Source organism: Rhizobium atlanticum, from assembly GCF_030182485.1.
Lineage (GTDB): Bacteria > Pseudomonadota > Alphaproteobacteria > Rhizobiales > Rhizobiaceae > Rhizobium.
In genome coordinates this window covers 179984-204250 of record NZ_JAQJCJ010000009.1, presented here as the reverse complement: position 1 = coordinate 204250, position 24267 = coordinate 179984, and the positions used below count along the sequence as shown (strand labels likewise).

The following is a 24267-nucleotide window of genomic DNA, read 5'->3' as shown; positions in this document are numbered from 1 at the left end:
TTCTTAATCCTTTCCAACGGCAAGGATCCACGATCCCGCGGAGACCACGACGGCCTCGGGACTTGGATGGTCATGAACGGCTAGGCCCTTGTCGATCAGATCCCAGACGGCGGTGCGGACCGCCGAGAGGTAGAGATCGGGAAGGCGAATGGCGAGTTGCCAGATCCGGGCGCGTCCGCCGAGCTCCAGCAGTGCTTCATGCACGCGCGCGGTCTCGAACTCGTTCGCCACCTCGCGGGTGTGGAGAATGTTCCCGGCGAAGTTAACGCGCGCTTTCGAGATGTCCTCGCTCGTGACCAAAATGAATTCCTGGCCGCCATCTTTCGGATGTTGGTTATTGAGGAGTTTCATCTCGGCACGGGTGCGCTCGGCCGTCGGGCCTTCCGGCTTGACCGCCCAGCGCTCGACCGACCCGTCGTCCAGCCGGGCTGCGACGTCGATGATGTGTTCGTGGATCTTGCCCTCGACCTTGTAGCGGTGCGGGCCGTCCTGGGCCTTGATAGACACGACGTCGTCGCGCAGGAAGAGCAGCTTCACGAGGTCGCGTTCAAGACCGCTTTCCAGGCGGTGGTACGTGTTCGTCTTGCGGTCGACCACGGCGGGGCGGCTCGAGGCGGTCGTCTTGACGTGCTCGTGGTCCTCGTCTTCATCGACGGTCACAGGCGGCGCCTTGGGCGCGACGTCGCGGTCCGTCTCGCCGCGCATCGGCGGAGAGCCGCGCCACGAGGCGGTCGTCTCGTCATATTTCCCAGTCCCCCGCCATGGCAGGTACGGTCGGGTCCGCGAAGTGGGTGCGCTCGTCGACAGGCGTTCAAAGAGGTCGAAGCCCTGTTCGCGCAGGTGCATGGATTCGATAAGCGTGGCGATCATCTACGTCGTCCTTCCAAAGATCTGGGGATGCCCGCCGGGAGCGTTTCCCGGCAAGGCGTCGTGTGCCTGCGGCTAGGCTGCAAGGTCGAGTACGGCGAGGTCGCAGCCAGCCTCGTCTTCCGCGCGGCCCTCGAGCGCCGAAATGCGGTTGATGAAGGTGCGCAGCGCGCAGCCGCGAAGTTCGCGGCCCTCCGGCTGCCAGTCGTTGAGATCCTCGATCTCCGACAGCATCTCGGAGTAGGTCGCGAAGACGCCCAGGGCGCCGTCGAGGTGCATCATCGCGAACGTCTTCTGAAGCGCGGCGCTCGTGGCGGAAAGACGACGATCGTCGGCATCGAAAGCGAGAGCTTCGACGAGCTCCTCGACGTCGACGACGCCGAACTCCTCATCGAGTTCGGAAAGGTACGTGCGGGGCAAGATAGATTCGATCAGGTCGCGCATGACTACTCCTTGTGCTGCGACAAAACTTTGAGTTCAGCAGGACGCGGCGCCGCCGGCCCGGCGCAAAAAAAAGCGCGCACGAGTCCTAGGCCTGCGATGCAGTCCTGTTAGGCACGATGGGGAAATGGCCGCGCTAACGACCGCTCGGACGTCAGCCTATCGGCTTCGCGCCGCGTGCGAGCAGGGCGGTGGTGGCGATGGCGGTCTTAGGACCGCGGGAGAACAACTCAATCGCAGGCAACCTCCGGCAGGCGATCGTCGTGCGTTGGCGCGACGGCAGGGAAAGACGGCGAAGACGAACGACGCGTCAGGCTATCTGCGGAAAATCCGCGGTGTTCCGGGAGATGTTGCGGATGAAAGCCGAGGAGGATGTACTCTCGTAACCAGACATTTCGAACCCTGATTCCAAAGAAGGGAAAAGAACTTCGGGCGGCCAGACTCTCATCGCGAGACCGGCGCAGCTCTGCCGACGCCTATATGGCAAAACGGGCAAGGGGCCCGGCTTCTATCGACATGACTGCAGTCATGGCATGCTTCTCCAATGCCAACCCGTCGGCATGACGGATTTACGCGGCACAGGCCATTCGTAGCGTACTGATACACGTTATGCAAGTACCTAGACTCCGCATGGCCTCGAATGGTCGAGGACGAATGGTGGCGCCTTCTCAGCGGGTTAGACGATTATTGGTCACCAGATCGTCAACGCGATGCGAGTCTTGTATCATTTTGAAACGGCCAAGGATTCAACTGAAGGACGCAAGGATTCGTGCGTCACGGTGAGTAAGATCCTTCTTGCCTTTCTTCGGTACATGGACCTTCAAACGACGGCTCATCGACGTCGAGATGCCAAGGCGACCTGACGATCGTCTTCCACACTGCGTTCTCGGCGAGAAGCTTGATGCGGGCGAACCCTTCTGTCGCCGGAATACGCAGGAGCCCGATCTCGTCGAGCGAGGTGCCGAACGTACGGGCGATCTGCGCCGCCGCCCAGTCGGGATCCTCAACGTGCCAGGCCGCGACGACGCCGTGCCGCGTTCCCGGATTACGCCGATCGAGGATCGAGACCACTTCAAGCGGCGAGCCATGGATGGCGCCCACCAGGATGTGATCCGGTTGTTCATGTGACCATAGGACATGGCACCACCCCTCGCGTATGTCGCTGGGCCGCGGATCACCGTCCGTGGTCGTGGCCCTATACATTTGAAGCATGTCGGAAGCGGCCATCTCGTCCAGTTTGTCGAAAACGCCCTCGGCAGTCTTCGAGCGGCGATCGAGGTCCTTCAACAACCTCAGGGCTTCGAAGATCTCGTGAGCAAGAGCCCTCGACGGCTGACCTAGGTGATTTGAAAGGGTGAACCAGTCGCGGCTATTTTCGCCCGCGACCGCCCGGAACGTAACTTCCAAGGTGTCGACGGCGAAGCGCCAACCGCTGGGGTTTACGTTCGTCGTTCCGTCTACGACTGCGAGGTATCGTTTAGCGCTCTGACGACGACGGTCGATATCGGACTGACGCTGTGGGTAAAGCCCCCAGCCGTGAGTGTACGGGTAGTTGTTAGGCGCGTTCATCAGCCTGATCGACATGTGGTAACCTCTCGGACGGAGCTGGTTCGACGGTCGCCCGGCGTGGTGCAAGTCACAACTCCGCTCGGCGGCGCTAGGGTCGATCGGCGGCGTACGGCCAGCTCGACGCGGCGACGTCGTTGTTCGCCGGCTCGCCGAGATACCATCCCGGCTGAGGCTCGACATGCCAAACGTCTGCTCGCGGATCGTAGACGCCCGGAAGGGGGAAGTGCTGATGGATCAGACAGAAATCGGCGGGGTTGAGTGTCGCGATGGGCAAGTCGTGCGCAATCGAAAGGGCCGCCAGCATCGCATCGCAGCCCAGGTTGACTCGGTCCTGTTTGATCACCCGGCCGTGCCGGTCTCTTCTCTCGGGCGTATGGAAGAAGTGCCGAAGCGGAGGATGAGCCGCCATCGCGCCCAGAGTACGGGCGGCGGCGACGTCCATTTCCGGCTGGATCATTCGGCTGGAGAGGAACTCCTCGAACCAAGCCAGCAGTTCAAGGGCTTTCTGGACGTTGTGCCGCTGAACGGCCCGGATACCCACCTCCGTTTCGTAGATGGTGATCCACGATACGGCGAGGGCGCCGCGCGGCAACTCGCCCAGCCACTCCCATATCCATTGTGGAGGTTCTGGAAGGTAGGCCGTGCTGATAATGTTGGTATCGACGAGTATCTGCCTCACCAGACTGTCGCTTTCAGTTGTTGGTCCCGCAACACGGATGTAGGCTAAGGCGTCGACGCCTGTTAAAATGTTACCACGCGAATGTTTTGGTAAGTGGTGAGTTTTATGGGTCAGGTTTGGACTGCGAAGGAAGTCGAGGGGAATCTTGAGCAGGTTCTTGAGCAGGCTAGGAACGTTGGTCCGCAGCGAATTCGGGATGAGACGGGTATTTATGTGCTCAAACTGGAGGATGATTTCTCCAAGCCGGACGCTACCGAAGCTCTGATGAAGCTCCGCCAAAAGGGCGAAATCTAGGCGTCGTCCTTGCAAGGATTCGCTAACCCTATTTCAAGGTGTACAACGGTCACGTCTTCATAAGACGGTGTGGCTGGGAGTGCTGCGGCACGTGCACCGCGTTCGATCAACCGACGTCCCGCCGACCTCATGCCTCTAGTATCTTCTCTCTATCGCAGGTTCCAAGCCGGATCATAGTTTCGGATCGCGGCTAGCGATCGGGTGCCGTCGGACATAAAAAATTCGGCTGCAGAAGTTTTTAAACCGACAGAGTTGACGCTCGTCGCTTTGTTCTCTATGTGTTCCGTTATGGCACAAGCTCTGCGAATATCCAGCTTCCGTTGAAACTGAACGCCGCTAACGCGGCCGGTCTCATCGTATGTTGGATTTCAGAGATGTTGGAAACGCACGCCGTCAACCATGTCGTCCTCGACGCCGCCTATCGCGAAGCTTCGAAAAACGTATTCTACCCCTTACATTCCGTCCGGTCGCCCGGACCTCCGGCTTTCAGATCTCAACTGGCCCGTGACCTGGGATGCCTTTTAGACGTCGACGAGACCGTGGTCGCCTGGTCTTGCCTCGCGTTCGGAGTGCATCTCGAAGACCGCGTCCATGTGGTCGACTTCATGGTCGACCGCATCGACGGCACTCGGGAGTTTCTCGACGCGATCGAGTACTTTGGGGATCCCCAGGTCACGGAAACGATCGCATGCATGAAGAGACGTCATCGCTTCGTGACGGTGAGTGAAATTCGATCCGGGAACCGGCTTGAGAATGCGAAGGACCTTCTGCGGTATGCCCGGCAGCGCACGCCGTTGAACGACCGGGTCAGGCTATTGGCGACGTTGGATGAGGTCGGCTCGATCACCATCGCCGAGACGTTCAGCATCTTCCGCGAGGTTCCACCACTTGCGGCAATCGCATGGATGGCCTTGCATCGTTTCGTCTCCATCGATCTGGACGAGGACCTTATCGGTCCGAATACTGTGATCCGTCGCGCGGAGGCGTCGAGATGAGACTCCGTAAGCAGCCGAGCCTGGCCGACAGGACATACGGACAGGTACTGAAATCGGCCATCCGCCGCAGTGGCCTCTTTCTCAAGCGATCTAAGCTCCAACAACTCGTCATCGTCCTCAAGCTGCCGTTCGCCGCAGACGAGAAGGCGTATTTGGAAGCCGCGCGGGTTCTCGTTAAAGATGTTGCTGAACTCGCGTCCTTTCACGTTCACGCGCCCGCCAGCCGTCGCCTGTCAGTCGTCGGTGTCGATGCGATCGAGGCAGATATCGAAGCTGGCAATCCCATCATCGTGTTGTGGCCGTACGACATCCAAGTGGCCGCAACGCTGTTTGCGGCAGCCGATCGGATCGTCGACGTCGGGCCGGTCCGGCCGGCTCATCTTGCCGCATCGTTTCGTCAGGTGCGTGGAGAATCGATGACTACCGCCGAAGCAGCATGCCTGCTTCAATATCCGCTGAAGCACGTGTTCGTTTCACTACGGGCAGGTCGGCCAATCCCCGTAGCCATCGAGGGTCTCCGGCTGGCGGCCGGCGAACCCGTTAGGCAGGCGCCGAAACCTGGACTTCTGGATCTGGAGGGTTTCGGAACAGCTAGAAATTGGGGCCTTGACCTCGCCAGCGACATTGCAGACTGGAGGCGGGGCAAGATCGGATGGTCGGACGTTGACAAGGGAATTCTGATCAGCGGGCCGCCGGGCTGTGGGAAGACGCTATTTGCATCCGCGCTCGCGCGCACGTGCGAGATCGAGATTGTGGCTACGTCGGTGGGGCAGTGGCTTTCCGCGGGCCATCTGGACAAGGTTCTCGCCGCGATGCGAAAGAGCTTCCAGCAAGCGGTGTCCCGGAAGCCCTGCATCCTTTTCCTGGACGAGCTAGACGGGATCGGGGACAGGTCGATCCTTACCGGCGACCATGTCGAGTACTGGATGCAGGTCGTGAACTCCCTGCTTGAATTGATCGACGGGTTCGAAAGGCTCGAAGGCGTGGTGCTCGTCGGCGCGACGAACTTTCCGGAAAAGATCGACGCGGCGCTTCGACGGGCCGGCAGACTTGATCGCCACGTGGCGATCCCGCTCCCGGATGCGGATACGCGACGATCATTGTGCCGACGTTACATTCGAAGCGATTTCACCGATACAGAACTCGGAGGCATCGTCGCATCGACGGAGGGGCTGACTGGAGCAGATTTCGAGCAGATGGGCCGCGACGTCCGCAGGCGCGCGAGGCGAGAAGGTGTTGGCATCTCCGCGGACATGGTCCTGAGGTTGCTTCCACCGTCGCTGAAGATCACCGGCGAAAGACGTCGTACGGTAGCGGTGCACGAAGCGGGACATGCGGTTGTGGGAATCCACCTGGACGTCGGCGAGTTAAAGGAGGTCGTGGTCCTCGACGAAGTACGGCAAAGCGGCACCGCAGCCGGCTTCACTCACTTCGTCCTTGAGGATATGGAACGCGATCGTCAGGCGCTATTGTCGCACATTGCCATGCTGATGGGCGGGCGTCTCGCGGAGGAAGTCATCCTGGGTTCTGCCTTCGAAGGAGCGGGTGGGGACGGGTCCGATCTGCAGAAAGCGACCGACCTCGCGACTTTGATGGAAGTGCGGTTCTGCATGGGTGAGGTATTGGGGTACTTTTCGGCCAGCTCGTCGGCTGAGCTGGAAGCAGTCCGGAGACAGGTCCCGAGCGTTCGAGAGCGGGTCGAAAAGACCTTGTTGAAGGAATGGAAACGAGCACGAGCGATCGTCGAAAAGCATGAAGCATTCATTGGGCTGTTGGCGTCGAGACTCGAGGCGGTCGGGCGTGTCGACGGCCGCGAAGTGGATAGGATGCTTCGGGGAGGAGACCGGAGATGACCGCGTCGCTCGACCTTTCCTGGAAGCTGGCAGTCAAGGGATTGAAGAACAAGTTGATGGCCGATCGAAAGGTTTCGATCGCCGCCATCCTGAAAGACGTCGCTGGAGACGCCGTCTCCGTCCGAACCGCTAGACGGTTTTTGCTGACGCTGTCGACAGACGCATTGTCAGGCAAGCCGAGGCTCATCGACGTTCACGGAGAGGGCGAAGTGCTTATGCTGTCGCTTGAGGATCTGTTGGAGATCCTCGCGGATCCGCCGCCGACGTTGGGGGAAGTGATGGAGCGCGCGCGCCGTTAGCGTCACGCGCCTCCGGACAAGCCGGCACGCTCTTGTAGCTTAATCATGCATTGTCTATGGACAGATGTCGGGCCTGTAGCTCAATTGGTTAGAGCCGACCGCTCATAACGGTCTGGTTGCAGGTTCAAGTCCTGCCGGGCCCACCACCGGATCTCGTGGCGCGCGAGTTCTAACCACATTTTAAACATGAGCGATGTCACCGGCCAGCGACAGCATCACGGGTGCCTCACCGCGGTGTGCCGCGCCACTAGGTTTGTCATTCAACGATGCTAATAAGCATTAAAAATCAATCCACCAAAAACCTGCTCGCGCCACTGGAAATGTCACTACGCCATGGTGGATGTCATTGAGTGCCTACGATGCCTTGCTGATACGGCGATCGAGTTCCCTCGTTCTGCCTTGCGCGCCGTCAGGTGATGATCTTCGGGGGTAACATGTCGAGGGGCGTTCGACATTCGATAAGTGGATCGTCCCGGAACTGGTATCGGGGCGTCACGCGCATTTCTCGGTTGGCAGTTGCAGGGATCTGAGAATCACCTCAGGTTGCGTAGTCGCAATCGGTATCGGGGGGATTTCGATCAATGGGCAGCAGGACATCTGGCCGTCTCACGGACTACAGTGGCGTGAAGAATTCCAACGGCACCGGAGGTACGAGCGGGGTCGATCGCTGCGGGCAGTCGTTCGATTGTTCGCTGGAGGACGTGGCCCAGTGCGACTACTTCACAACGCATGCGACGGTACCGCCTGTGGGCACCGAATTGACACTCGTGCTCGAGCGCAGGATCTTTGCGGTCGCTCCTGACGGTCTAAAGGTGGGTGCGCTGCCGACGGCGTACAATTACATCGCGGCATGCATCAAGGCGGGCTATTCATACGTTGGCGCCGTCACCGCGTCGGGCGCAACCCCGATGCCATTCGTGTCAGCCGTGTTCACACCGAAATGAGCGCGAGCAGCGCTGCTCCGATCCTTGTGGTCGGTGAGATCATCGTCGATTTCACGGTCGCCAGACCCGGTGCCGAGTGCAAGCTCAGACTCGGCGGGATCGTACATGCTGCGCGCGGTTTGTGGGCGTGCGGCGTACCCTATTCAATCGCGGCTGTTTGCCCGAGATACATGGTTGATCAAGCTCAGCGGTTCCTCGCCGCCCATGGATGCAATGAATTCGCCTGGCTAGGCGAAGTGAAGGGCGGTCCAAACGTCATCGTGATCGGTGATGCGACCGAGGTCTCCGATCAGGGATATGAAGATCTCCTTCGGGAGGAAAAGTCTGTCGAGTTCCTGGAAGTGGGGGACGCGCTCAAGTCATTCTCCGAGGTCTTGATATTTCCGGGGAAGTTCGACCTTTCCGAGATCACGAGGGTCCTTTCCGCGACCGCGCGCGTAAGCTTCGACGTCGCCTACGACACCGAAGATTTCTCATCGATCGAATGCTTTGCGGGTCGGGTGGGAGCAGTCGCCATCTCGACGTCGTCGCCGCTTTTCGCCCGCGTCGGTGCGGTCGATATCGACCCGATGATCGAGGCCGCCGCCGCGTTGGGCGCAGAGGCCTTTCTATTAAAGGAAAACCGCGGTGGCAGCCGCCTCTTCGACCTGCGCACGCATGAAGTTGAGAGCGTGCCCGCGATCCTTTCTGCCACCGCGAATTCCGTCGGTGTAGGAGATGTCTACTCGGCCGTCATGGTGGGGTTTCGGGAGCGGGGCTGGAAAGAAGCGGCTTGGCGAGGCGCGAGGGCGGCGACCTCGTATGCGATCACAACGTATCCTGACGATTTCCGAGAGGACGTGGGGCGTGAACTCGCCCTATCGCTCGGAGAGATGCAGGACCTAGGTGGAACCATGCTTCCATGGCATGCCCGACCCAGCTTCCATATCTATCTTGCGGCACCGGACTTCTCCTACGTGGACAAGCCGGAGGTGGATCGTGCCGTCGAAGCCCTGCAGTACCATAACTTCACCGTTCGTCGTCCGATCGAGGAGAACGGCGAGCTCCCGCGTGGAAGCTCGCCTTCCGTCTTGCGGACAATGTTCGCGAAGGACATCGTGCTGCTTGAAGAGTGCAGGGTGATCTTCGCTGTTCCGTTGGGACGTGATCCCGGAACCTTGGTCGAGATGGGGCTCGCGATGGCAAGCAGGAAGCCTGTCATCACATTCGATCCCAGGCGGGAGAACAACAATACGATGGTGGCCGGCGGCAGCGCGGCCTACTCTGATGATCTGGATATTTGCATCAATGGGTTGTTCATCGAAATATCGAAACTCTGGGCGGCTTCACAATGAAGAAAGTCATTTTGCTGGCGTCGGGCGGGTTGGACTCAACGACCGTCGCATACTGGCTGTCGATCGAGAACATCGACGTGCATCCGGTCTTCTTCGACTACGGGCAGCATTGCGTGGAAATGGAGTGGAGCCGTGTCAACGAGGTCCTTCCATCTGCCGTCCGCCGTCCGGAACGCTTTGACATTTCGGACATTTTCCGGGGATCACCTTCACGTCTCATAAAGGAGGCCGATCTCTGGGAGGAGGAGGTGAGCGACTTAGACCTGTATGTCCCCTACAGGACGATGCTGTTCTTCGCCGCGGCAGCGGCCAGGGCGCAGACGATGGGCATCCTTGAGGTCTACACCGGATTCATCAACAGCAATCACGCCAAGGAAATCGACTGCACCTCAGCCTTCATGAACGGCCTCGACAACCTGATCGACAACATCGGTCCGGTCCGCTTCACGTCGCCATTCCGTTTCTCAACGAAGACCGAGGTAGTGCGCGAGGCGGTTCGACTGGGTGTTCCGATCGGAAGGACCTATTCCTGCCAGGCAGCCAGCACGTTTCCTTGTGGCGCTTGTCCCAATTGTGTTGATCGCCTTGATGCGCTAGAGGACGCCGGTCTCAATGCAAAGGTCGGATAGGATGCAGTCAACGACGGTGCAAATGCTGCTCGCGGCACGTCTTGTCGCCGACTACGCCAAAGAATTAGGCGCAGACGCCGAGCGACAGGAGACCCGACCAGTCTACGACCACATGGGCGCTCTCCTGGCGGACTCTGTCCTGCAAGCTGGCTTGAACTACAACTCTGTCGTCCGGCCGAGAGTAGAAGTAATCCTTGCGCAGTTCCCGCAGTGTGACAGGACAAGCGGGCTTCTCCCGGTGGTGGGCGACGGGCAGACCGCGACATTTCTCAACTGGACACATCCGGAAAAGATCGGACGCTTCGAGTCGCTGGTCAGGTTCTTGGACGGCAATTCCATCGAGACGGTGTTGGATCTCGGAAAGAAACTGCAGCGCCCAGGGTTCGTCGAGCTCCTTCGGGAGGTGAGAGGAGTCGGCCCCAAGACAGTCGACTACATGGGTTGCCTTGTCGGGTTGGATTCCGTTGCCGTCGACAGGCACGTCAGAACCTTTGCGAGGAGGGTGGGCGTCCTCAACGACGACTACGATTTCCTCAGGTCCGTATTCTGCTGCGCTGCCGACCTCCTGTCGCTTTCGCGCCGCCAGTTCGATGCTTGGGTATGGCGCAGGGAATCGTCACTCTCGAGTCATCAGATCGAGTTCTCGTTCTAGGTTCGCAGTCGAACATCCACCTTCGTTAGGTGTCCCGCGTCCATGGGATGGCAGTGCGGGCAGAACGTCATGGGCGTCGTCGTCGATTTTTGTGTAACGACAATCGGCGTCGAGACCGTAGGGGACCGCTGCGGCAAGACTGCCATTCGACATCCAGTGATCGAAGACGATATGACGCTTGTCCGGCCGGTCGAGAAACAGGAGAAGGAATTCTTGGTGGTTGCCTAGGATGAGACGGCTTTCGGGGCGGAGGTCCAATTCGGCCACGACGAGATCCATTGCTAGCCTGCTGTCCGGGCCGCGGTTGATGATGTCGCCTAGGAAGATCACCCGGTAGCCTTCTGGGTCGTTACGATTTTCATTTTTGATGAATGCCAGAGTGGCTTTGAGAAGGTCGGCGCGCCCGTGAACATCGCCGATGGCGTAGGCCTTCATGATGCGAGCTCTCGTAGTGTTCGACGACCTCAGTAGCGACGAGTCCTTTAGGTCGCTTCAAAGGATTCGCGACAATTTGAATCCTTCATCGTTCGGTGATGAAGTGGATTTAGGGCGCCCGTGCCGGAAAGGCCAATCTTGGTTGTGCACGTTCTACGGCAGTGGATGTTGGAAGGTTGACATCATAGGATGAGTCGCTCCACGCTCCGGACATCACGAAAATGCGGGCGCCCAATGTCTCAAACCATCGAAAACATGATCCACGAGATCACTCCGAGTCGAACCGTGCTCCTCTTTGGATCGGGGTCTTCGATTCCTTCCGGCGCCCCGAGCGTAGCCAAGCTGGTGGCAGCCTATGCGCAGGAGTTCAAGCTCTCTACTGACTTCTCCCTAAGTGAAATCACACAGTTGGCCGAGACAAAATCCCAGTCGAGACGAAAGGTCATCGGCCTCCTTCGCAGATACTGTTCAGATCTCAAGCCGACCGGCGGTCTGCGCAACCTTCCTCTCTACGACTGGAAGAGCATTTATACGACGAATTACGACCGGTTGATCGAGCTGGCCTACGAGGAACGCGACAAGCGTGCGATGGTCTTCTCGTCCAACTTCGACTTCAATAGCGATCACGGACAGCCTGACGTTTCCCTGTTCAAGTTGCATGGGACGATCGAGAAGGACGAGTGCGATGGTCAGAACTCGCGGATCATTCTGACGGAATCCGACTACACGAAAACGTCGGACTATCGAGAGCAGCTCTATGACCGGATGAAATCGGACCTGATCTCCGCCGACCTAGTCATCATTGGTCATTCGCTCGGCGACTCCCACCTCAAGGAGCTGGCGATGCGTGCGGCAAGGCTTAACAGAGAGACGCTCGGAAGCGGTCGAGTATGGCTTCTTTCGTATACTCCGGATGAGGATCGCGCGTCGCTGTTCGAGCAGTTCGGCCTCAGCGTCGCATTCGGGAGCATCGACGACTTTTTTATCGAACTCGCGAAGAAGACGCCCGGTAGACCGATCTCGAACTCGACTGCAGGAAATCCGCTCGATGTGGCTCCGGCTCTCGTGCCGGTCACGACGGATGTGGAGCACGCGGTCAGGCTCCCGGCAAACTTTTCGTCGATGTATACGGGTTGGCCCGCGACATACGCCGACATCGTCGCCGGCTTCACGTTCAGACGTTCTCTCGCTTCACGCATCGAATCCTATCTCTCGACCGATTTCAGTCTTGTCGCAACGATCCTGGGCGCTAGCGGAGTGGGAAAGAGCACGGCCGCGAAACAGGTCTTGGTAGAGTGCCGAAGCAAAGGCTGGAAGTGCTGGGAGCACGGTGTTCGCCACACGCTCGATCCCCGACTCTGGGAGAAGGTCGCCACCAATTTGAAGGCGACGAAAGACGTCGGGGTCCTGTTCGTAGACGACGCGCATCTTCATCTTGGCGATCTCAATGAACTGATCGACAGGCTGGCCATCTTGGACAACGCTCATTTGAAGATCCTGCTGGCATCGACGCGAAACCATTGGCATCCGCGTATCAAGACCGGGAACCTCTTCCGCCATGGGAAGACCTTCAACTTGTCGACGCTCAACGATCCAGAGATCGACGCCTTGCTCGACATGGTCGAAAAGGTTCCGGAGATCAAGCGCCTGGCTGGGAACGACTTCGCAGGCTTCGACAGGTCCGAGCGACGTCGACGTCTTACCGTGCGGGCCTCCAAGGACATGTTCGTCTGCCTGAAGAACATCTACAACACCGATTCTCTTGATGCGATCATCCTCCAGGACTTCGCATCCTTGTCCGAGCCGCTGCAGGATATCTTCCGCTATGTTGCGGCAATGGAGACAGCGGGGATCAACGTGCACCGCCAGCTCGTGATCCGATTGCTCGGACTGCCGGCACAGGAGGTCGCGGCGGCCCTGGAGGGACTGACGGATATCGTCAGTGAATATGATTATCATGTACGGGATGGGATCTTCGGCTGGCGGTGCCGGCATCCCGTGATCGCCGCCATCGTGACGAAATTCAAGTTCGGAAACCTCGATAAGACAATCAAGCTGTTCGAGGATGTGATCGACAACATCTCCCCGACGTTCGCCATCGAGGTGCGGTCGCTTCGCGAACTTTGCAACACGGAAAGCGGTATTCCTCGCATCGCTGACAAGAAGATACAGAACCGCCTGCTGGCGAAGATGATCTCGAGGGCGCCTGGCGAACGCGTTCCACGCCATCGCCTGATCCGCAACCTTATCGAGATGCACGAGTTCCCCCAAGCCGAGACCGAGATCAAGCTGTTCGAAAAGGACTTCGGGCGCGATGGCCCGGTGCACCGATACAAGATCAAGTACGAGGTGGAGCGTGCCATTCATACGCCCGGCATCTTGCTGGAGGACCGGGTGGCAATGTTGGAGCAGGCGCACGAACTGGCTGTCGTAGGAGCCGAGCGTTATGCGTCGAATAAGAACGTACTAAGCGCGTACGCCGAACTGGGCATCGAATACTACAGGCTGACCGGCGATCTCTCCTATTTCGACGAAGCAATGAAGCATCTCAAGTCGGCGGAAGACAAGCTTGGCGATCCACAGATCACCGCGATGATTGTCAAGTTCACCCGACGTATCGGCCGCCAAAGCTCGGTAAATGATGAAGAACTGCCAGAGGACATGATTCCGGAGACGGATGTGGTGGAGCCGGAGCCGGAGGGTACATGACCTCAGCACAACGCCGATATGGAAAGACAACATGCGAATTTGGAAACGGGGCGTGAAGTCCGAGGGGACGGAGGAGAAGCCTTCAGACGAGGGGAAGCCCACGGTGGAAGATAACCTCGTTCTCTCCCTTGCGGTCAAACCGAAGACGCATCTCGAGCAATACCTTTCCTACTACGTAGGAAGGACAAAACCCGGCTACGCAGTTCTCGTCGTAGGCGAGTGGGGAAGTGGCAAGACCTACCAGGTGAGACGAGCGCTGCCCGACAGCCATGCGCACTACGTGACGCTGTTCGGTCTCGCCACTCCGCAGGACGTCGAAGCGCAGGTCTTCGCGAAGATGTTCCCGAGAGCGTCGGCTTTCAAGCGCTTTGCTGAGAAGGTGGACGACGCCGAGCTGAAGCTGCCGGTTTGGGGATCCATTGGCACAGGGGGTCTTGCAGGTCTGCTGGCGGGCTCGTTCATAAAGAACGAAGTTGATCTTTCGAAGCCGCTGATCTTCGACGATCTTGAACGTTGCACGATTCCAAACGACGTTCTCCTCGGCCTCATCAACCGATATGTCGAGCACCACGGGTGCCGCGTGATCGTCATCGCCCATGACGCGAAGATCGTGAAGTCCTTTGCCGAGACGAAGGAGAAGGTGTTCGGCCAATCCTTGAACGTCGAACCGAATGTTGAAGAGGCTTTCGAGGAGTTTGTCCATTCCCACGGGGGGGCCGGGAAGCCTGACCCGCTTGGTGGACGAGGGCGGGACACCCTTGCAGTGTTTCGCGAAGCGCAAGCGACGTCCTTGCGAGTCTTGCGCCACGTGGTTGAGGACGTCGGTCGCCTGGTGGCGGCTCTGGACGAGAGGCATCTTGCGAACGAGCCCGCGATGGTCGAAGTCGTCCGGCTGTTTTCCGCCCTGGCGGTCGAGATACGTTCTAATAGGCTCCAGAGGGCAGATCTTAAAAGGCGTGGCGAAACGATATACGCCTTCCGGCTGGACCGCGCGGGGAACAACGCCGCCGAGGCGGAGCCGCCCCCGATAGTGGTCGCAGACGGACGCTACAAATCCGTGGATATCAAGAGCACTCTCTTCAGTGACGACACATTGATCGAAATGCTGTGCGACGGGCGGTACGTGGCCGAGCATGTTCGGGAAGACCTGAATCGAAGCGCCTACTTCATCGAGAAGACGGCGGCGCCGCCATGGCAAATCGTGGGGAGTTTCGACAAGCTTGACGACAAGGACGTCGAACCGGCTCTGAAGCGGATGAATGAACAGTTCGAAAAGCGCGAGGTGACGGCGAGCGGCGAGTTCCTTCATATCGTCGCATTGAAGATGATGATGGCGTCGGCCGGCGTCTCGAACGAAACGACCCGCGACGTGGTGGATGCCGCCAAGGCGTACGTCGATGATCTGCTCAAGGCCGGTTCGCTTCCGCCGAGGCCAGCGGGTTGGATGTGGACCGATTCCTTCTCGTCGTCATACGACGGCGTCGCATACTGGGTGGCGGACACATACAAGGCGGAGTTCAAAGAAGTCTTCGACTACCTTGTGGCAGCGCGGGTCAAGGCCAGAGAGCGAACCTTGCCTACGGAAGCGCCCGCTCTTCTGGAGGTGATGAAAGCGGACGGGCAGACCTTTTTCGAGAAAGTCTGCCACACGCGCAACGGTGAAATCGAATACGAGGATGTCCCAATCCTTGCGCATATAAAGCCCTCGGAGTTCGTCGACGTCTGGCTGGAGTCGCCGAAGACGGGTTGGTATTGGATTGCGAACGCTTTGAAGGAACGAAACAAGTCCGTGCCGCAGTATGCGGCGCTCGCAGGGGAGGCGGCATGGTATGCCAAGGTCCACCGGGAGATGCAGAAGCGCGCTCGTTCGGAGACCGGCTTGGCGCGCAGACGTGTGGAACGGGCGGCGGAACAGATGGGCATCCCGACGCGCGCTTCGAGAGCGGCGCGAAGCGCGGTAGCTCGACCAAAACCGCGCCGGCACAAAGCTAGCGAAGACAGCGGGCGTTCTAGCTGAAGGGGCGAACCGGCAAAAGCGGCGCCATTTGTTAACGATTGGGCGTCATATGGGTAAGCGCCGGCGGCAGTTCGGCGAGGAATCCTGAAGGCCTCTCGGAACATGCCACCGGAAGGTTTGAACGCGTTGCGAAGCGTCCAGACCGCTTTTGTTACTGTCGTGTAGAGATGCCGCCCGTCAAAGGCGGCGTCTCGTTCGACCTAGGGGCGCGAGCCTCGCGCCGAAGCCATTTTCCAGTCGTCGGATCATACAGACCGGGAAGTTGGAAATGGTCTGCGACCTCAAGGAGATCCTTCGTCTTAATCGCCGCGATTGGCAGGCCAGTGGCGATCGACGCCGCCGCCACCCATGGATAGTGTCCGTAGGAAGGCACCTTCGCCTTTTCGTTTGGAACCCATGTATGCCGCACAGATCCATGCGCGAGGATGCGGGCCATCACCCTCGCAATCGCGGGATCGTGGCCCTGTAGAAGCTGGAGACCCGCTATCAAGGATTCGACCTGCGACCTAAGCTCCAAGCTTTTGGCACTGTCGATACGCGAGAGCGAATCCAGACCGCGCTCGATGGTGAGATAGGTTCCGAACGGAATGACGACCTCGTACCGTTCGAAGAATTCCCGCGTGCCGGGCTTCGGCCTGGGTTTGAGCATCTCGCTGACGAGGCAGGCAGTTACAATGAATTTCAATTTCATCTCCTGAAGGATTCAACCGGTTGCGGCCGGTGGGAGATCTATGGCGCCGACTGGCGTCTAAATTCTTAAGGAATGGGAGATGTCCGAATTTTTCCGGCATCGGACTTCGATGCTTTAAAACTTAAGGAGGGACCTTCTGGGACACGGGGCTCGCCTTGAACGATCAAGCGCCGACCATTCGAAAATATTGGGTCAGACGATCAATGTGGCGGGATTCTGTTTCGCAACCGGCGTCCGAACCTTCCGAGGAAACGACCGTGGAAGATTTCGAGCACGCTAGGAAACAAGCCGTAAGAGGCGCGGCCTATAGCCATGATCGACGTCGCGGAACCTGTCGCTCTCGTCAGCCGTCGATCCAGGAATGCCGAGGCACGTTTCTCTGCCGGAGACGGCCGGCCTTCGAGACTTGAAGGCTTACTGCGGTCCATCATCAGGGCGTCGGGGTCCGGATGCTTTCCGCCGCCGCGCCATTCGCCCGTATCCAGCCAGTCTTCGTAGAAGACCAGCCAGCGTATAACAGCGGGGATGACGTGGTCCGCGAGGTAGACCGTCGGATTGAAGGGCTCGTCGACCGGATCCCACGCACATAGAGCGGGACTATGCGGCGGTTGACGATATCTGTAGACGTGGGGTGTCAGTTCCCCCGTACCTCGAACGTTCGGCGCGATCAAAGGATCGAGAACCTTCACTGTCGCATAACGGTGGCCCAACGTCACCTCATCCCAATAAAGCTCCGGAAAGTATCTGATCCAGATCCGATAGGATTGAGCGATCGGGGTGAGGGTTCCTTCCCAGGTCGCAAACCACCCGCCATCGAACGTTAACCGAAATCCCGGATAGACGGAACGGAGACGGGCGTCCTGCTCTGCTGTCGAATACCACGCCAGTTGTCAGTCTCCCCACGGAGAAGTTCTCGGCGTCGAGCGCGCATAGGCCGGGGTCGCTATGGAAGTTACCGCGGCTACCGTTCCTGTCGAAGGGATATGTGCGGCGATGCCGCTACGATCAGCGGCTACTTGGCCGTCCATGAACTTCCGGATCGAATCCGCTGCCGGCCGTTCGCCGAAGAGCTTTTCCAGCGTCTTGCGCATCTCCGGCACGGACAGGCCGCTCCTGAGCCGTCGGATGTCGACTGCGAAGGCGCGCAGCTCGTCGAGGAAGATGCGCTGGCTTTTCAGGTCTTCCGGCCAACGATCTGTCAGGACGTCATAGGGATCGCATGTCGGGTTCACGGCTCTGTAGGTCCGTCCATCGCGCTCGGCAGCTTCGAGTGCTGAGGTCAGGCAGACGACCTGATGGAGCAGTTCCTCGGACAGGCTTGACGTTCTGTTCGCGTTCACGGCGACGGAGTGCGCTAGAACGACGGATGGGGGCAGGCGCAAGCCGCCATGGCGTGCATCGTATGCAAGGTTTCTCCAGCGTTTGATGAGCTGGAGCGCGATCACGGCACGAGACTTGCGGTAGGCAGGATCTTGATCCGGCACCGGATCAGCTTCCGTAGCGCGGAGCCGATCGTAGTCCAGGGATTGGCGTTCGAAGAACTGACCGAAGGCGCTTTCCGGCGGCGTCTGCCTCAAAAACCAGTCGGCGAACCCCCATGGATTGGCGACCAGCCTGCCTTTGTCGAAGCCGTCCGCCTTCTTCTTGGAGTGAAAAATGAAGCTCGTACGCTCTTGCAGAGACGGGATTAGAACCGCCGGCGTCACGTCCAGATGCATGCCATCGTACTTCACCGTAACGCAACGGCTCTTCCGCTCCGTCTTGTCGTAGTAACGCGAACCGCGCTCGCCCCGAATTGCCGCGTGAAGCGTGGATAGGACATGCTCTGGATCGGTATCGGGATGCATGGTCACCTGCACCATTGCGTCGATATCGAAGTCGGCGTCCTCGGCATGTCGGGCCGTCGTAGCACCGATCGAGAACCCGCCCTGGGCGTAGAAGGATTCGATGAGGCCCGAGAGCGGACTGCCTTCTCGTTCCAGCCATTGATGGATCGCATGGTAATGGCCGACGGCAAGACGATGGTCCGTCGGAGTGAGTTGAATGCGAACCGCGATGTCGGCGAGCAGGACGTCGAGCGGGCTGAAGGCGGCTATCTCGCGAAGGACGGGATCCGTGTAGTTCATCTGACGGCTCCTATGCTTGATGAACGATGTCGAGGGTCTGGCGGAAACCGCCGAGAGCCCAGTTATGGTCGTAGATGCGCATCGGAAGGTGGGCCTTCGGCATCCAGACCCGTCCGAGTTCCACCGCGGCGGAGACAGGGACGGCGGGAAAGACGTGAACGATATCCGTCCTTGCGTGGCGATCCTTGATATTTTCGAGAACGGCTCTGAGCTCCCTCCGCCAAAGCGCGAGATCGCTCTGCGTTCGGAGGATGTCGTTATTGGCGTTTTTGGCGGACAAAGACCATATCGATACGTCGTCGCCGAGGACAGCCGTGATGCGGCCGTCGTCGATCGGCCCGCTGACGCCCAGCTTCAGAGCGATCACCGATCCACTGGACACCGGCTCCTCTCTGACTAATTCCATTTCGCCGGGTTCGCTCTGCCATTCCCAGGTCGTCGGCTCGCGAAGGCGCTGCCGAACATGCGCTTCTGAGATATCCGAAATAAGCCTGCCAAGCTCGATCAGCAGCGGCATCGGAGCAAGTCCGAAGACCGCCAGCCGGCCGATTTCGTTCCGCTCGAGCCGTCCCTTGACCCGCTCGTGGTACTTTTCGCGAAGCAAACGCTGGTGGAGCCGCCAGTAAGCGGGGTCGCTGTCAGGAATTCCAAGATCGGGGACGTCCAGATCGATCATGCCGTTTCGGACTGGGTAGAACTCGGGCAGCAACGCCTCTCTGATCGCATCGGTATTCACGGGAGATTCGTTCTTTCCGATCCCGGCCGCGAAGCGGATGACATGGCACCCGCGGTCGCGCGAAATCGACGTGACGCCTTCGACGCGATCCTCGTGTTCGGCTTTCATCTCCAGCAGGACATGGCTTGGATATTCTCGCCACGTCGAACTGCCATCGATAAGTCGGTGGTGCGTATCGCAGAGCAACATTAGGTTTGACGGATCGGTCGAGAGCTGCGGCGAAAGAAGCTTATCGCCGCGCGGACCGCCAGGAGCGTCCGAAACGATGTGCGCGATGTAGGCTCTGTTGAGGTCGTCTTTCCCGGTCAGCAGATCGCCAATCAGGTTGCAGTTGCATCCACGGAATTCACAGCGGCCCGCAGCACGCGCCCAGACGATCGCCTTTACATTTTGCGGAAGGGAAGGGCGGCGTCTTACGCCCTTTTCGGCCACCGATTCTTCTTCGAAAGCTTCGGATGCGTCCGACATGTAGCACCTTCTAGGCCTTCAGCCAGGCAAATGTCACCCACGCGCCGGGAAGTCGATCGTCATTATGGCGGGGTATGCGAACTTTGTAGTTATTCACTTCGGTCTGCATATCGCTGTCTTTCTGAGGCCGGAACTATCGGAAACAAATAAAAAATAATCGTTACTAACCCGATCTCTATCGATTTTCTGTGTCTTTACTTCCTTCGTTTCGTGTCTCAGGCTTTAGAGGCTGGTCGGACAGCCAACTTTTCCTAACTCTACTAATTCTGGAAGGCCGCAGTGAGCTGCGGCCTTCTTGTTACTGTGTCACTTTAGTGGCTGCCCGTCAAAATCACTGGCTGCCTACACAGAACCGCAATCCTGCTCAGCTGCATCCGCTCGTCGCACCACACGTGTCGCACTTCTCGCAAGTGCCGTTCCGGACCATCGTGAAGTTCTGGCACTCCGAGCACATGTTGCCCGTGTACCCCTGCATGATCGAGCGCTGGCGGCGTTCGGCTTCCACCTTCTTGGCTTCAGTCTTCGCCGTTGCGGCGTCGGCTGCCGCCTTGTCGGAGAAGAGGGCGGTGGCGTCGCTGGCGATTTCCTCGAGCACCTCTTCGGCAATCTCTTCCGCCAATTCCTTGGCGCGCTCCTCGTAATCGCGCTTGAAGGCGACGATTTCGGAGGTGGAGACGGCAACCGTCGGTTCCAGCTTGCGGGCAGCGGCACCTGCAAATGCTGTTACCGTGCCGGTGGAGGCGGCTCGGGCAGGGGCTGCGGTGGCAGCACCCTTGGGTTCGCCGGCCTGGCGTTCACCGCCAGTGCCGGAGACCAGCGTCGGCTTGTAGCCGCGGGTCCAGCCGGTGGAGAGCAGGTTGGTCTTGCCTTCCTGGATTCCCTTGCCGAGCGCGGTATTCGAGAAGTCGGACGTGTCGACATGTGCGAGGTCGTGGCGGCCGAGATAGGAGACGGCCAGCTCGCGGAAGACGTAGTCGAGGATCGAGGTGGCGTTCTTGATGGCATCGTTACCGATGACCATGCCGGCCGGCTCGAACTTGGTGAAGGTGAAGGCCTCGACATATTCCTCGAGCGGCACGCCATATTGCAGGCCGAGCGAGATGGCGATGGCGAAATTGTTCATCATCGCACGGAAGGCAGCCCCTTCCTTGTGCATGTCGATGAAGATCTCGCCGAGGCGGCCGTCGCCGAATTCGCCGGTTCTGAGATAGACCTTGTGTCCGCCCACGGTGGCCTTCTGTGTATAGCCCTGGCGGCGGTTCGGCAGCTTCTCGCGTTCGCGCGAAACACGCTCGATCACCCGTTCGATGATCTTCTCGGTGACGGTAACGGCCTGGGAGGCGACCGGCGCCTGCAGCAGCTCCTCCAGCGCATCCTCGTCGTTTTCGTCCTCGATCAGGGAGGCATTGAGCGGCTGCGACAGCTTGGAGCCGTCACGGTAGAGGGCATTGGCCTTCAGACCGAGCTTCCAAGAGAGCATATAGGCGTTCTTGCAATCCTCGACGGTTGCCTCGTTCGGCATATTGATCGTCTTGGAAATCGCGCCCGAGATGAAGGGCTGGGCAGCCGCCATCATGCGGATATGGCTTTCCACGGAGAGGTAACGCTTGCCGATCTTGCCGCAGGGATTGGCGCAATCGAAGACCGGCAGATGCTCGGCCTTGAGAAAGGGCGCGCCTTCCAGCGTCATCGCACCACAGACATGGATGTTGGCGGCTTCGATGTCCTTCTTCGAGAAGCCCATATGGTCGAGCAGGTTGAAGCTCATGTCGGCGAGCTGCTCGTCGGAAACCTTCAGCGTGTCCTTCAGGAAGTCGGCGCCGAGCGTCCACTGATTGAAGACGAACTTGATGTCGAAGGCGCTCTTCAGCGCGGCGTTGACGGCTTCCACCTTCTCGTCGGTGAAGCCCTTGGCCTTCAGCGTCGACGGGTTGATCGCCGGCGCCTGGTTCAGGTTGCCGTGGCCGACTGCATAGGCTTCGATCTCGGCGATCTGGCTTTCCGAATAGCCGAGCGTGCGCAGCGCTTCCGGCACGGCGCGGTTGATGATCTTGAAGTAGCCGCCGCCGGCGAGCTTCTTGAACTTGACGAGGGCGAAGTCAGGCTCGATGCCCGTCGTGTCGCAATCCATGACGAGGCCGATCGTGCCCGTGGGGGCGATGACCGAAACCTGGGCATTGCGGTAGCCGTGCTTTTCGCCGAGTTCGAGCGCCTTGTCCCAGGCCGATTTGGCATGGGCGGCGAGATCCTGGTCGGGGTTTTCCGAATGGATCAGCGCGACCGGATCGATCGACAGCGCCTCATAGCCGGAGGTTTCGCCGTAAGCGGCGCGGCGATGGTTGCGGATGACCCTGAGCATGCTCTCGCGGTTCGGCGCGAAATTCGGGAACGGGCCGAGCTCGCCGGCCATTTCAGCCGAGGTCGCATAGCAGACTCCGGTCATGATCGCCGTCAGTGAACCGGCGATGGCGCGGGCCTCAGCGGAGTCGTAGGGGATGCCCGACGACATCAGCAGGCCGCCGATATTGGCGTAGCCGAGGCCGAGCGTGCGGTATTCGTAGGAGAGTTCGGCAATGCGCTTCGACGGGAACTGCGCCATCATCACCGAGATTTCGAGCACGACGGTCCACAGGCGAACGGCATGTTCGTAGTCGCCGATATTGATGCGCTTGGTGGCCTTGTCCTTGAACTGCAAGAGGTTCAGCGAAGCGAGGTTGCAGGCCGTGTCGTCGAGGAACATGTATTCCGAGCACGGGTTCGAGCCGCGGATCGGGCCGCCGGCCGGCGAGGTGTGCCAGTCGTTCATCGTCGTGTTGAAATGGATGCCCGGATCGGCCGAAGCCCAGGCGGCATAGGAAATCGTTTCCCAGAGGTCGCGCGCCTTCAGCGTCTTCATGACCTTGCCGTCCTTGCGGGCGGTCAGCTTCCATTCGCCGTCATTCTCGACAGCGCGCAGGAAGTCGTCCTTGATGGAGACGGAGTTGTTGGAGTTCTGGCCCGATACCGTCAGATAGGCTTCCGAATCCCAGTCCGTGTCGTAGGTCTTGAATTCGAGATCCTTGTAGCCCTGGCGGGCGAACTGGATGACACGCTGGACGTAGTTCTCCGGAACCTGATCCTTCTTGGCGGCGCGGATCTCGCGCTTCAGGGCAGGGTTCTTGGCCGGGTCGAAGCAATCGCCGTTGTCGCCTTCGCAATTGAAGCAGGCCTTCATGATCGCCTTCAGGTGCCTGGCGACGATTTTGGAGCCGGTGACGAGAGCCGCAACCTTCTGCTCTTCCTTGACCTTCCAGTTGATGTATTCCTCGATATCGGGATGGTCGATGTCGACGACCACCATCTTGGCGGCGCGGCGGGTCGTGCCGCCCGATTTGATGGCGCCGGCGGCGCGGTCGCCGATCTTCAGGAAGCTCATCAGGCCGGAGGAGCGGCCGCCGCCGGAAAGCTTCTCGCCTTCGCCGCGCAGCATGGAGAAGTTGGAGCCGGTGCCGGAGCCGTACTTGAAGAGACGCGCTTCACGCACCCAGAGATCCATGATGCCGCCTTCGTTGACGAGATCGTCCTCGACCGACTGGATGAAGCAGGCATGCGGCTGCGGGTGTTCGTAGGCGGACTTGGACTTGGTCAGCTTGCCGGTGAAGGGGTCGACATAGAAATGGCCCTGGCCGGGGCCGTCGATGCCATAGGCCCAGTGCAGGCCGGTGTTGAACCACTGCGGCGAGTTCGGAGCGACCCGCTGGGTGGCGAGCATATAGGCAAGCTCGTCCTTGAAGGCGGCAGCATCTTCTTCCGAAGAGAAATAGCCGCCCTTCCAGCCCCAATAGGTCCAGGTGCCGGCGAGGCGATCGAAGACCTGGCGCGCATCGATTTCGGAGCCGGTCTGCTCCTCCTTGGGCAGGGTCTTCAGCGCCGCATCGTCGGGAACGGAGCGCCACAGGAAGGAAGGAACGTCATTCTCCTCGACCTTCTTCAGCCGAGTGGGGACGCCGGCCTTGCGGAAATACTTCTGCGCCAGAACGTCGGTCGCGACCTGGGAGAACTGCGCAGGCACGTCGATATTCTCGAGGCGGAAGACGATTGACCCATCCGGGTTCTTGATCTCGCTCGTCGCCTTACGGAATTCGATATCCGCATAGGCGCCTTGGCCGGCCTTCGTGAAACGACGTTCGATGCGCATAGTCTTGACCTCGCGTTGGCGCCCGTCCCCAGGGCGCAAATTTCCTATCCGGCGGCACATTGTCATCGTGCAGCCAGTCTCGTTTCCGTATCGTGACAGGGGTGTCATCCGGAGATGTCCTTCCTGTATCTTGTGGTGATGGTGGCTGCAAACACTAAATATAGTATTAACAGCTTATTATCGCCAGCCCCGATGTCACTTTTTTGGAGGCAGAAAACCGCGCAGAAATCCTCTCTGGCCTAGGCCGGTTCCGGCACAACAGCCTGATTCTGCGTCTTGTTTTTCAAAGGGAACCGGGCTCGTACCTCCGGTCCTGTCGCCGCCGCAACATCAGGAACAGTAAAGTTTGAAA

General features: G+C 59.4%; 19 protein-coding genes and 1 tRNA gene. 10 read left to right on the top strand and 10 right to left on the bottom strand.

Annotated features, from left to right (window positions below; translation table 11 throughout):
• Window positions 1-3: 3 nt before the first annotated feature.
• The 4 genes from PH551_RS15440 to PH551_RS15425 form a co-directional block, all read right to left on the bottom strand.
• Complete coding sequence (locus PH551_RS15440; protein WP_285193635.1) at window positions 4-870, bottom strand: hypothetical protein; 867 nt, start codon at window positions 868-870, stop codon at window positions 4-6.
• Between the two features lie 72 nt (window positions 871-942).
• On the bottom strand, window positions 943-1311 hold the full coding sequence (locus PH551_RS15435; protein WP_285193634.1) for a hypothetical protein: 369 nt from the start codon (window positions 1309-1311) through the stop codon (window positions 943-945).
• A 771-nt stretch (window positions 1312-2082) separates the two neighbouring features.
• Window positions 2083-2892, bottom strand: a complete 810-nt coding sequence (locus PH551_RS15430; protein WP_285193633.1) for a hypothetical protein — start codon at window positions 2890-2892, stop codon at window positions 2083-2085.
• A 73-nt stretch (window positions 2893-2965) separates the two neighbouring features.
• Window positions 2966-3835 (bottom strand): type II toxin-antitoxin system VapC family toxin, encoded by an 870-nt coding sequence (locus PH551_RS15425; RefSeq protein WP_285193632.1) that lies wholly within the window; start codon window positions 3833-3835, stop codon window positions 2966-2968.
• Window positions 3836-4224: 389 nt separating this feature from the next.
• Here PH551_RS15425 and PH551_RS15420 point away from each other — a divergent pair, with 389 nt between their 5' ends.
• The 8 genes from PH551_RS15420 to PH551_RS15385 all read left to right on the top strand — a co-directional run bounded on the left by PH551_RS15420 (window position 4225) and on the right by PH551_RS15385 (window position 10556).
• Window positions 4225-4845, top strand: a complete 621-nt coding sequence (locus tag PH551_RS15420) for a hypothetical protein (RefSeq protein ID WP_285193631.1) — start codon at window positions 4225-4227, stop codon at window positions 4843-4845.
• Entirely contained in the window at window positions 4842-6698 is a 1857-nt protein-coding gene (locus tag PH551_RS15415; protein WP_285193630.1) for an AAA family ATPase, read from the top strand. Before PH551_RS15420 ends, PH551_RS15415 begins: the two co-directional genes overlap by 4 nt.
• Window positions 6695-6997: a hypothetical protein gene (locus tag PH551_RS15410; protein ID WP_285193629.1), complete on the top strand. Its 303-nt coding sequence runs from the start codon at window positions 6695-6697 to the stop codon at window positions 6995-6997. Before PH551_RS15415 ends, PH551_RS15410 begins: the two co-directional genes overlap by 4 nt.
• A gap of 69 nt (window positions 6998-7066) precedes the next feature.
• A tRNA-Ile gene (locus PH551_RS15405) sits at window positions 7067-7143 on the top strand.
• 435 nt (window positions 7144-7578) lie between these two features.
• Window positions 7579-7941, top strand: a complete 363-nt coding sequence (locus PH551_RS15400; RefSeq protein WP_285193628.1) for a hypothetical protein — start codon at window positions 7579-7581, stop codon at window positions 7939-7941.
• Entirely contained in the window at window positions 7938-9275 is a 1338-nt protein-coding gene (locus PH551_RS15395; RefSeq protein ID WP_285193627.1) for a nucleoside 2-deoxyribosyltransferase, read from the top strand. Before PH551_RS15400 ends, PH551_RS15395 begins: the two co-directional genes overlap by 4 nt.
• Complete coding sequence (locus tag PH551_RS15390) at window positions 9272-9904, top strand: 7-cyano-7-deazaguanine synthase (RefSeq protein ID WP_285193626.1); 633 nt, start codon at window positions 9272-9274, stop codon at window positions 9902-9904. The genes PH551_RS15395 and PH551_RS15390 overlap by 4 nt, the downstream gene beginning before the upstream one ends.
• Before the next feature lie 22 nt (window positions 9905-9926).
• Window positions 9927-10556, top strand: a complete 630-nt coding sequence (locus tag PH551_RS15385; RefSeq protein ID WP_285193625.1) for an HhH-GDP family DNA glycosylase — start codon at window positions 9927-9929, stop codon at window positions 10554-10556.
• Here PH551_RS15385 and PH551_RS15380 read toward each other — a convergent pair.
• Window positions 10521-10991, bottom strand: coding sequence for a metallophosphoesterase (locus tag PH551_RS15380; protein WP_285193624.1), 471 nt, complete (start codon window positions 10989-10991; stop codon window positions 10521-10523). The two genes, PH551_RS15385 and PH551_RS15380, sit on opposite strands and share 36 nt — an antisense overlap.
• Window positions 10992-11225: 234 nt before the next feature.
• On the opposite strand from PH551_RS15380, the gene PH551_RS15375 reads away from it, so the two are divergent.
• Both PH551_RS15375 and PH551_RS15370 read left to right on the top strand, forming a co-directional pair.
• Window positions 11226-13700: an SIR2 family protein gene (locus PH551_RS15375; RefSeq protein ID WP_285193623.1), complete on the top strand. Its 2475-nt coding sequence runs from the start codon at window positions 11226-11228 to the stop codon at window positions 13698-13700.
• A 103-nt stretch (window positions 13701-13803) separates the two neighbouring features.
• Window positions 13804-15717, top strand: a complete 1914-nt coding sequence (locus tag PH551_RS15370) for a P-loop NTPase family protein (RefSeq protein ID WP_285193622.1) — start codon at window positions 13804-13806, stop codon at window positions 15715-15717.
• Between the two features lie 151 nt (window positions 15718-15868).
• On the opposite strand, the gene PH551_RS15365 is transcribed toward PH551_RS15370, so the two are convergent.
• From PH551_RS15365 to PH551_RS15345, 5 genes are all read right to left on the bottom strand, one after another.
• Window positions 15869-16402: a PIN domain-containing protein gene (locus tag PH551_RS15365; protein WP_285193621.1), complete on the bottom strand. Its 534-nt coding sequence runs from the start codon at window positions 16400-16402 to the stop codon at window positions 15869-15871.
• 206 nt (window positions 16403-16608) lie between these two features.
• Complete coding sequence (locus PH551_RS15360; protein WP_483315424.1) at window positions 16609-17295, bottom strand: type II CBASS E2 protein; 687 nt, start codon at window positions 17293-17295, stop codon at window positions 16609-16611.
• 3 nt (window positions 17296-17298) lie between these two features.
• Window positions 17299-18534 carry a nucleotidyltransferase domain-containing protein gene (locus PH551_RS15355; RefSeq protein ID WP_285193619.1) on the bottom strand — a complete coding sequence of 412 codons (1236 nt, stop codon included), beginning with the start codon at window positions 18532-18534 and terminating at the stop codon, window positions 17299-17301.
• A 10-nt stretch (window positions 18535-18544) separates the two neighbouring features.
• Window positions 18545-19738 carry an HNH endonuclease gene (locus PH551_RS15350; RefSeq protein WP_285193618.1) on the bottom strand — a complete coding sequence of 398 codons (1194 nt, stop codon included), beginning with the start codon at window positions 19736-19738 and terminating at the stop codon, window positions 18545-18547.
• A gap of 364 nt (window positions 19739-20102) precedes the next feature.
• Window positions 20103-23915 (bottom strand): vitamin B12-dependent ribonucleotide reductase, encoded by a 3813-nt coding sequence (locus tag PH551_RS15345; RefSeq protein WP_285193617.1) that lies wholly within the window; start codon window positions 23913-23915, stop codon window positions 20103-20105.
• Window positions 23916-24267: the final 352 nt, after the last annotated feature.

Bases quoted from the DNA above. Each gene is read 5' to 3' on its own strand.
- PH551_RS15440 (WP_285193635.1), bottom strand. From the start codon at position 870: ATGATCGCCACGCTTATCGAATCCATGCACCTGCGCGAACAGGGCTTC.
- PH551_RS15435 (WP_285193634.1), bottom strand. From the start codon at position 1,311: ATGCGCGACCTGATCGAATCTATCTTGCCCCGCACGTACCTTTCCGAA.
- PH551_RS15430 (WP_285193633.1), bottom strand. From the start codon at position 2,892: ATGTCGATCAGGCTGATGAACGCGCCTAACAACTACCCGTACACTCAC.
- PH551_RS15420 (WP_285193631.1), top strand. From the start codon at position 4,225: ATGTTGGAAACGCACGCCGTCAACCATGTCGTCCTCGACGCCGCCTAT.
- PH551_RS15415 (WP_285193630.1), top strand. From the start codon at position 4,842: ATGAGACTCCGTAAGCAGCCGAGCCTGGCCGACAGGACATACGGACAG.
- PH551_RS15410 (WP_285193629.1), top strand. From the start codon at position 6,695: ATGACCGCGTCGCTCGACCTTTCCTGGAAGCTGGCAGTCAAGGGATTG.
- PH551_RS15400 (WP_285193628.1), top strand. From the start codon at position 7,579: ATGGGCAGCAGGACATCTGGCCGTCTCACGGACTACAGTGGCGTGAAG.
- PH551_RS15395 (WP_285193627.1), top strand. From the start codon at position 7,938: ATGAGCGCGAGCAGCGCTGCTCCGATCCTTGTGGTCGGTGAGATCATC.
- PH551_RS15390 (WP_285193626.1), top strand. From the start codon at position 9,272: ATGAAGAAAGTCATTTTGCTGGCGTCGGGCGGGTTGGACTCAACGACC.
- PH551_RS15385 (WP_285193625.1), top strand. From the start codon at position 9,927: ATGCTGCTCGCGGCACGTCTTGTCGCCGACTACGCCAAAGAATTAGGC.
- PH551_RS15380 (WP_285193624.1), bottom strand. From the start codon at position 10,991: ATGAAGGCCTACGCCATCGGCGATGTTCACGGGCGCGCCGACCTTCTC.
- PH551_RS15375 (WP_285193623.1), top strand. From the start codon at position 11,226: ATGTCTCAAACCATCGAAAACATGATCCACGAGATCACTCCGAGTCGA.
- PH551_RS15355 (WP_285193619.1), bottom strand. From the start codon at position 18,534: ATGAACTACACGGATCCCGTCCTTCGCGAGATAGCCGCCTTCAGCCCG.
- PH551_RS15350 (WP_285193618.1), bottom strand. From the start codon at position 19,738: ATGTCGGACGCATCCGAAGCTTTCGAAGAAGAATCGGTGGCCGAAAAG.
- PH551_RS15345 (WP_285193617.1), bottom strand. From the start codon at position 23,915: ATGCGCATCGAACGTCGTTTCACGAAGGCCGGCCAAGGCGCCTATGCG.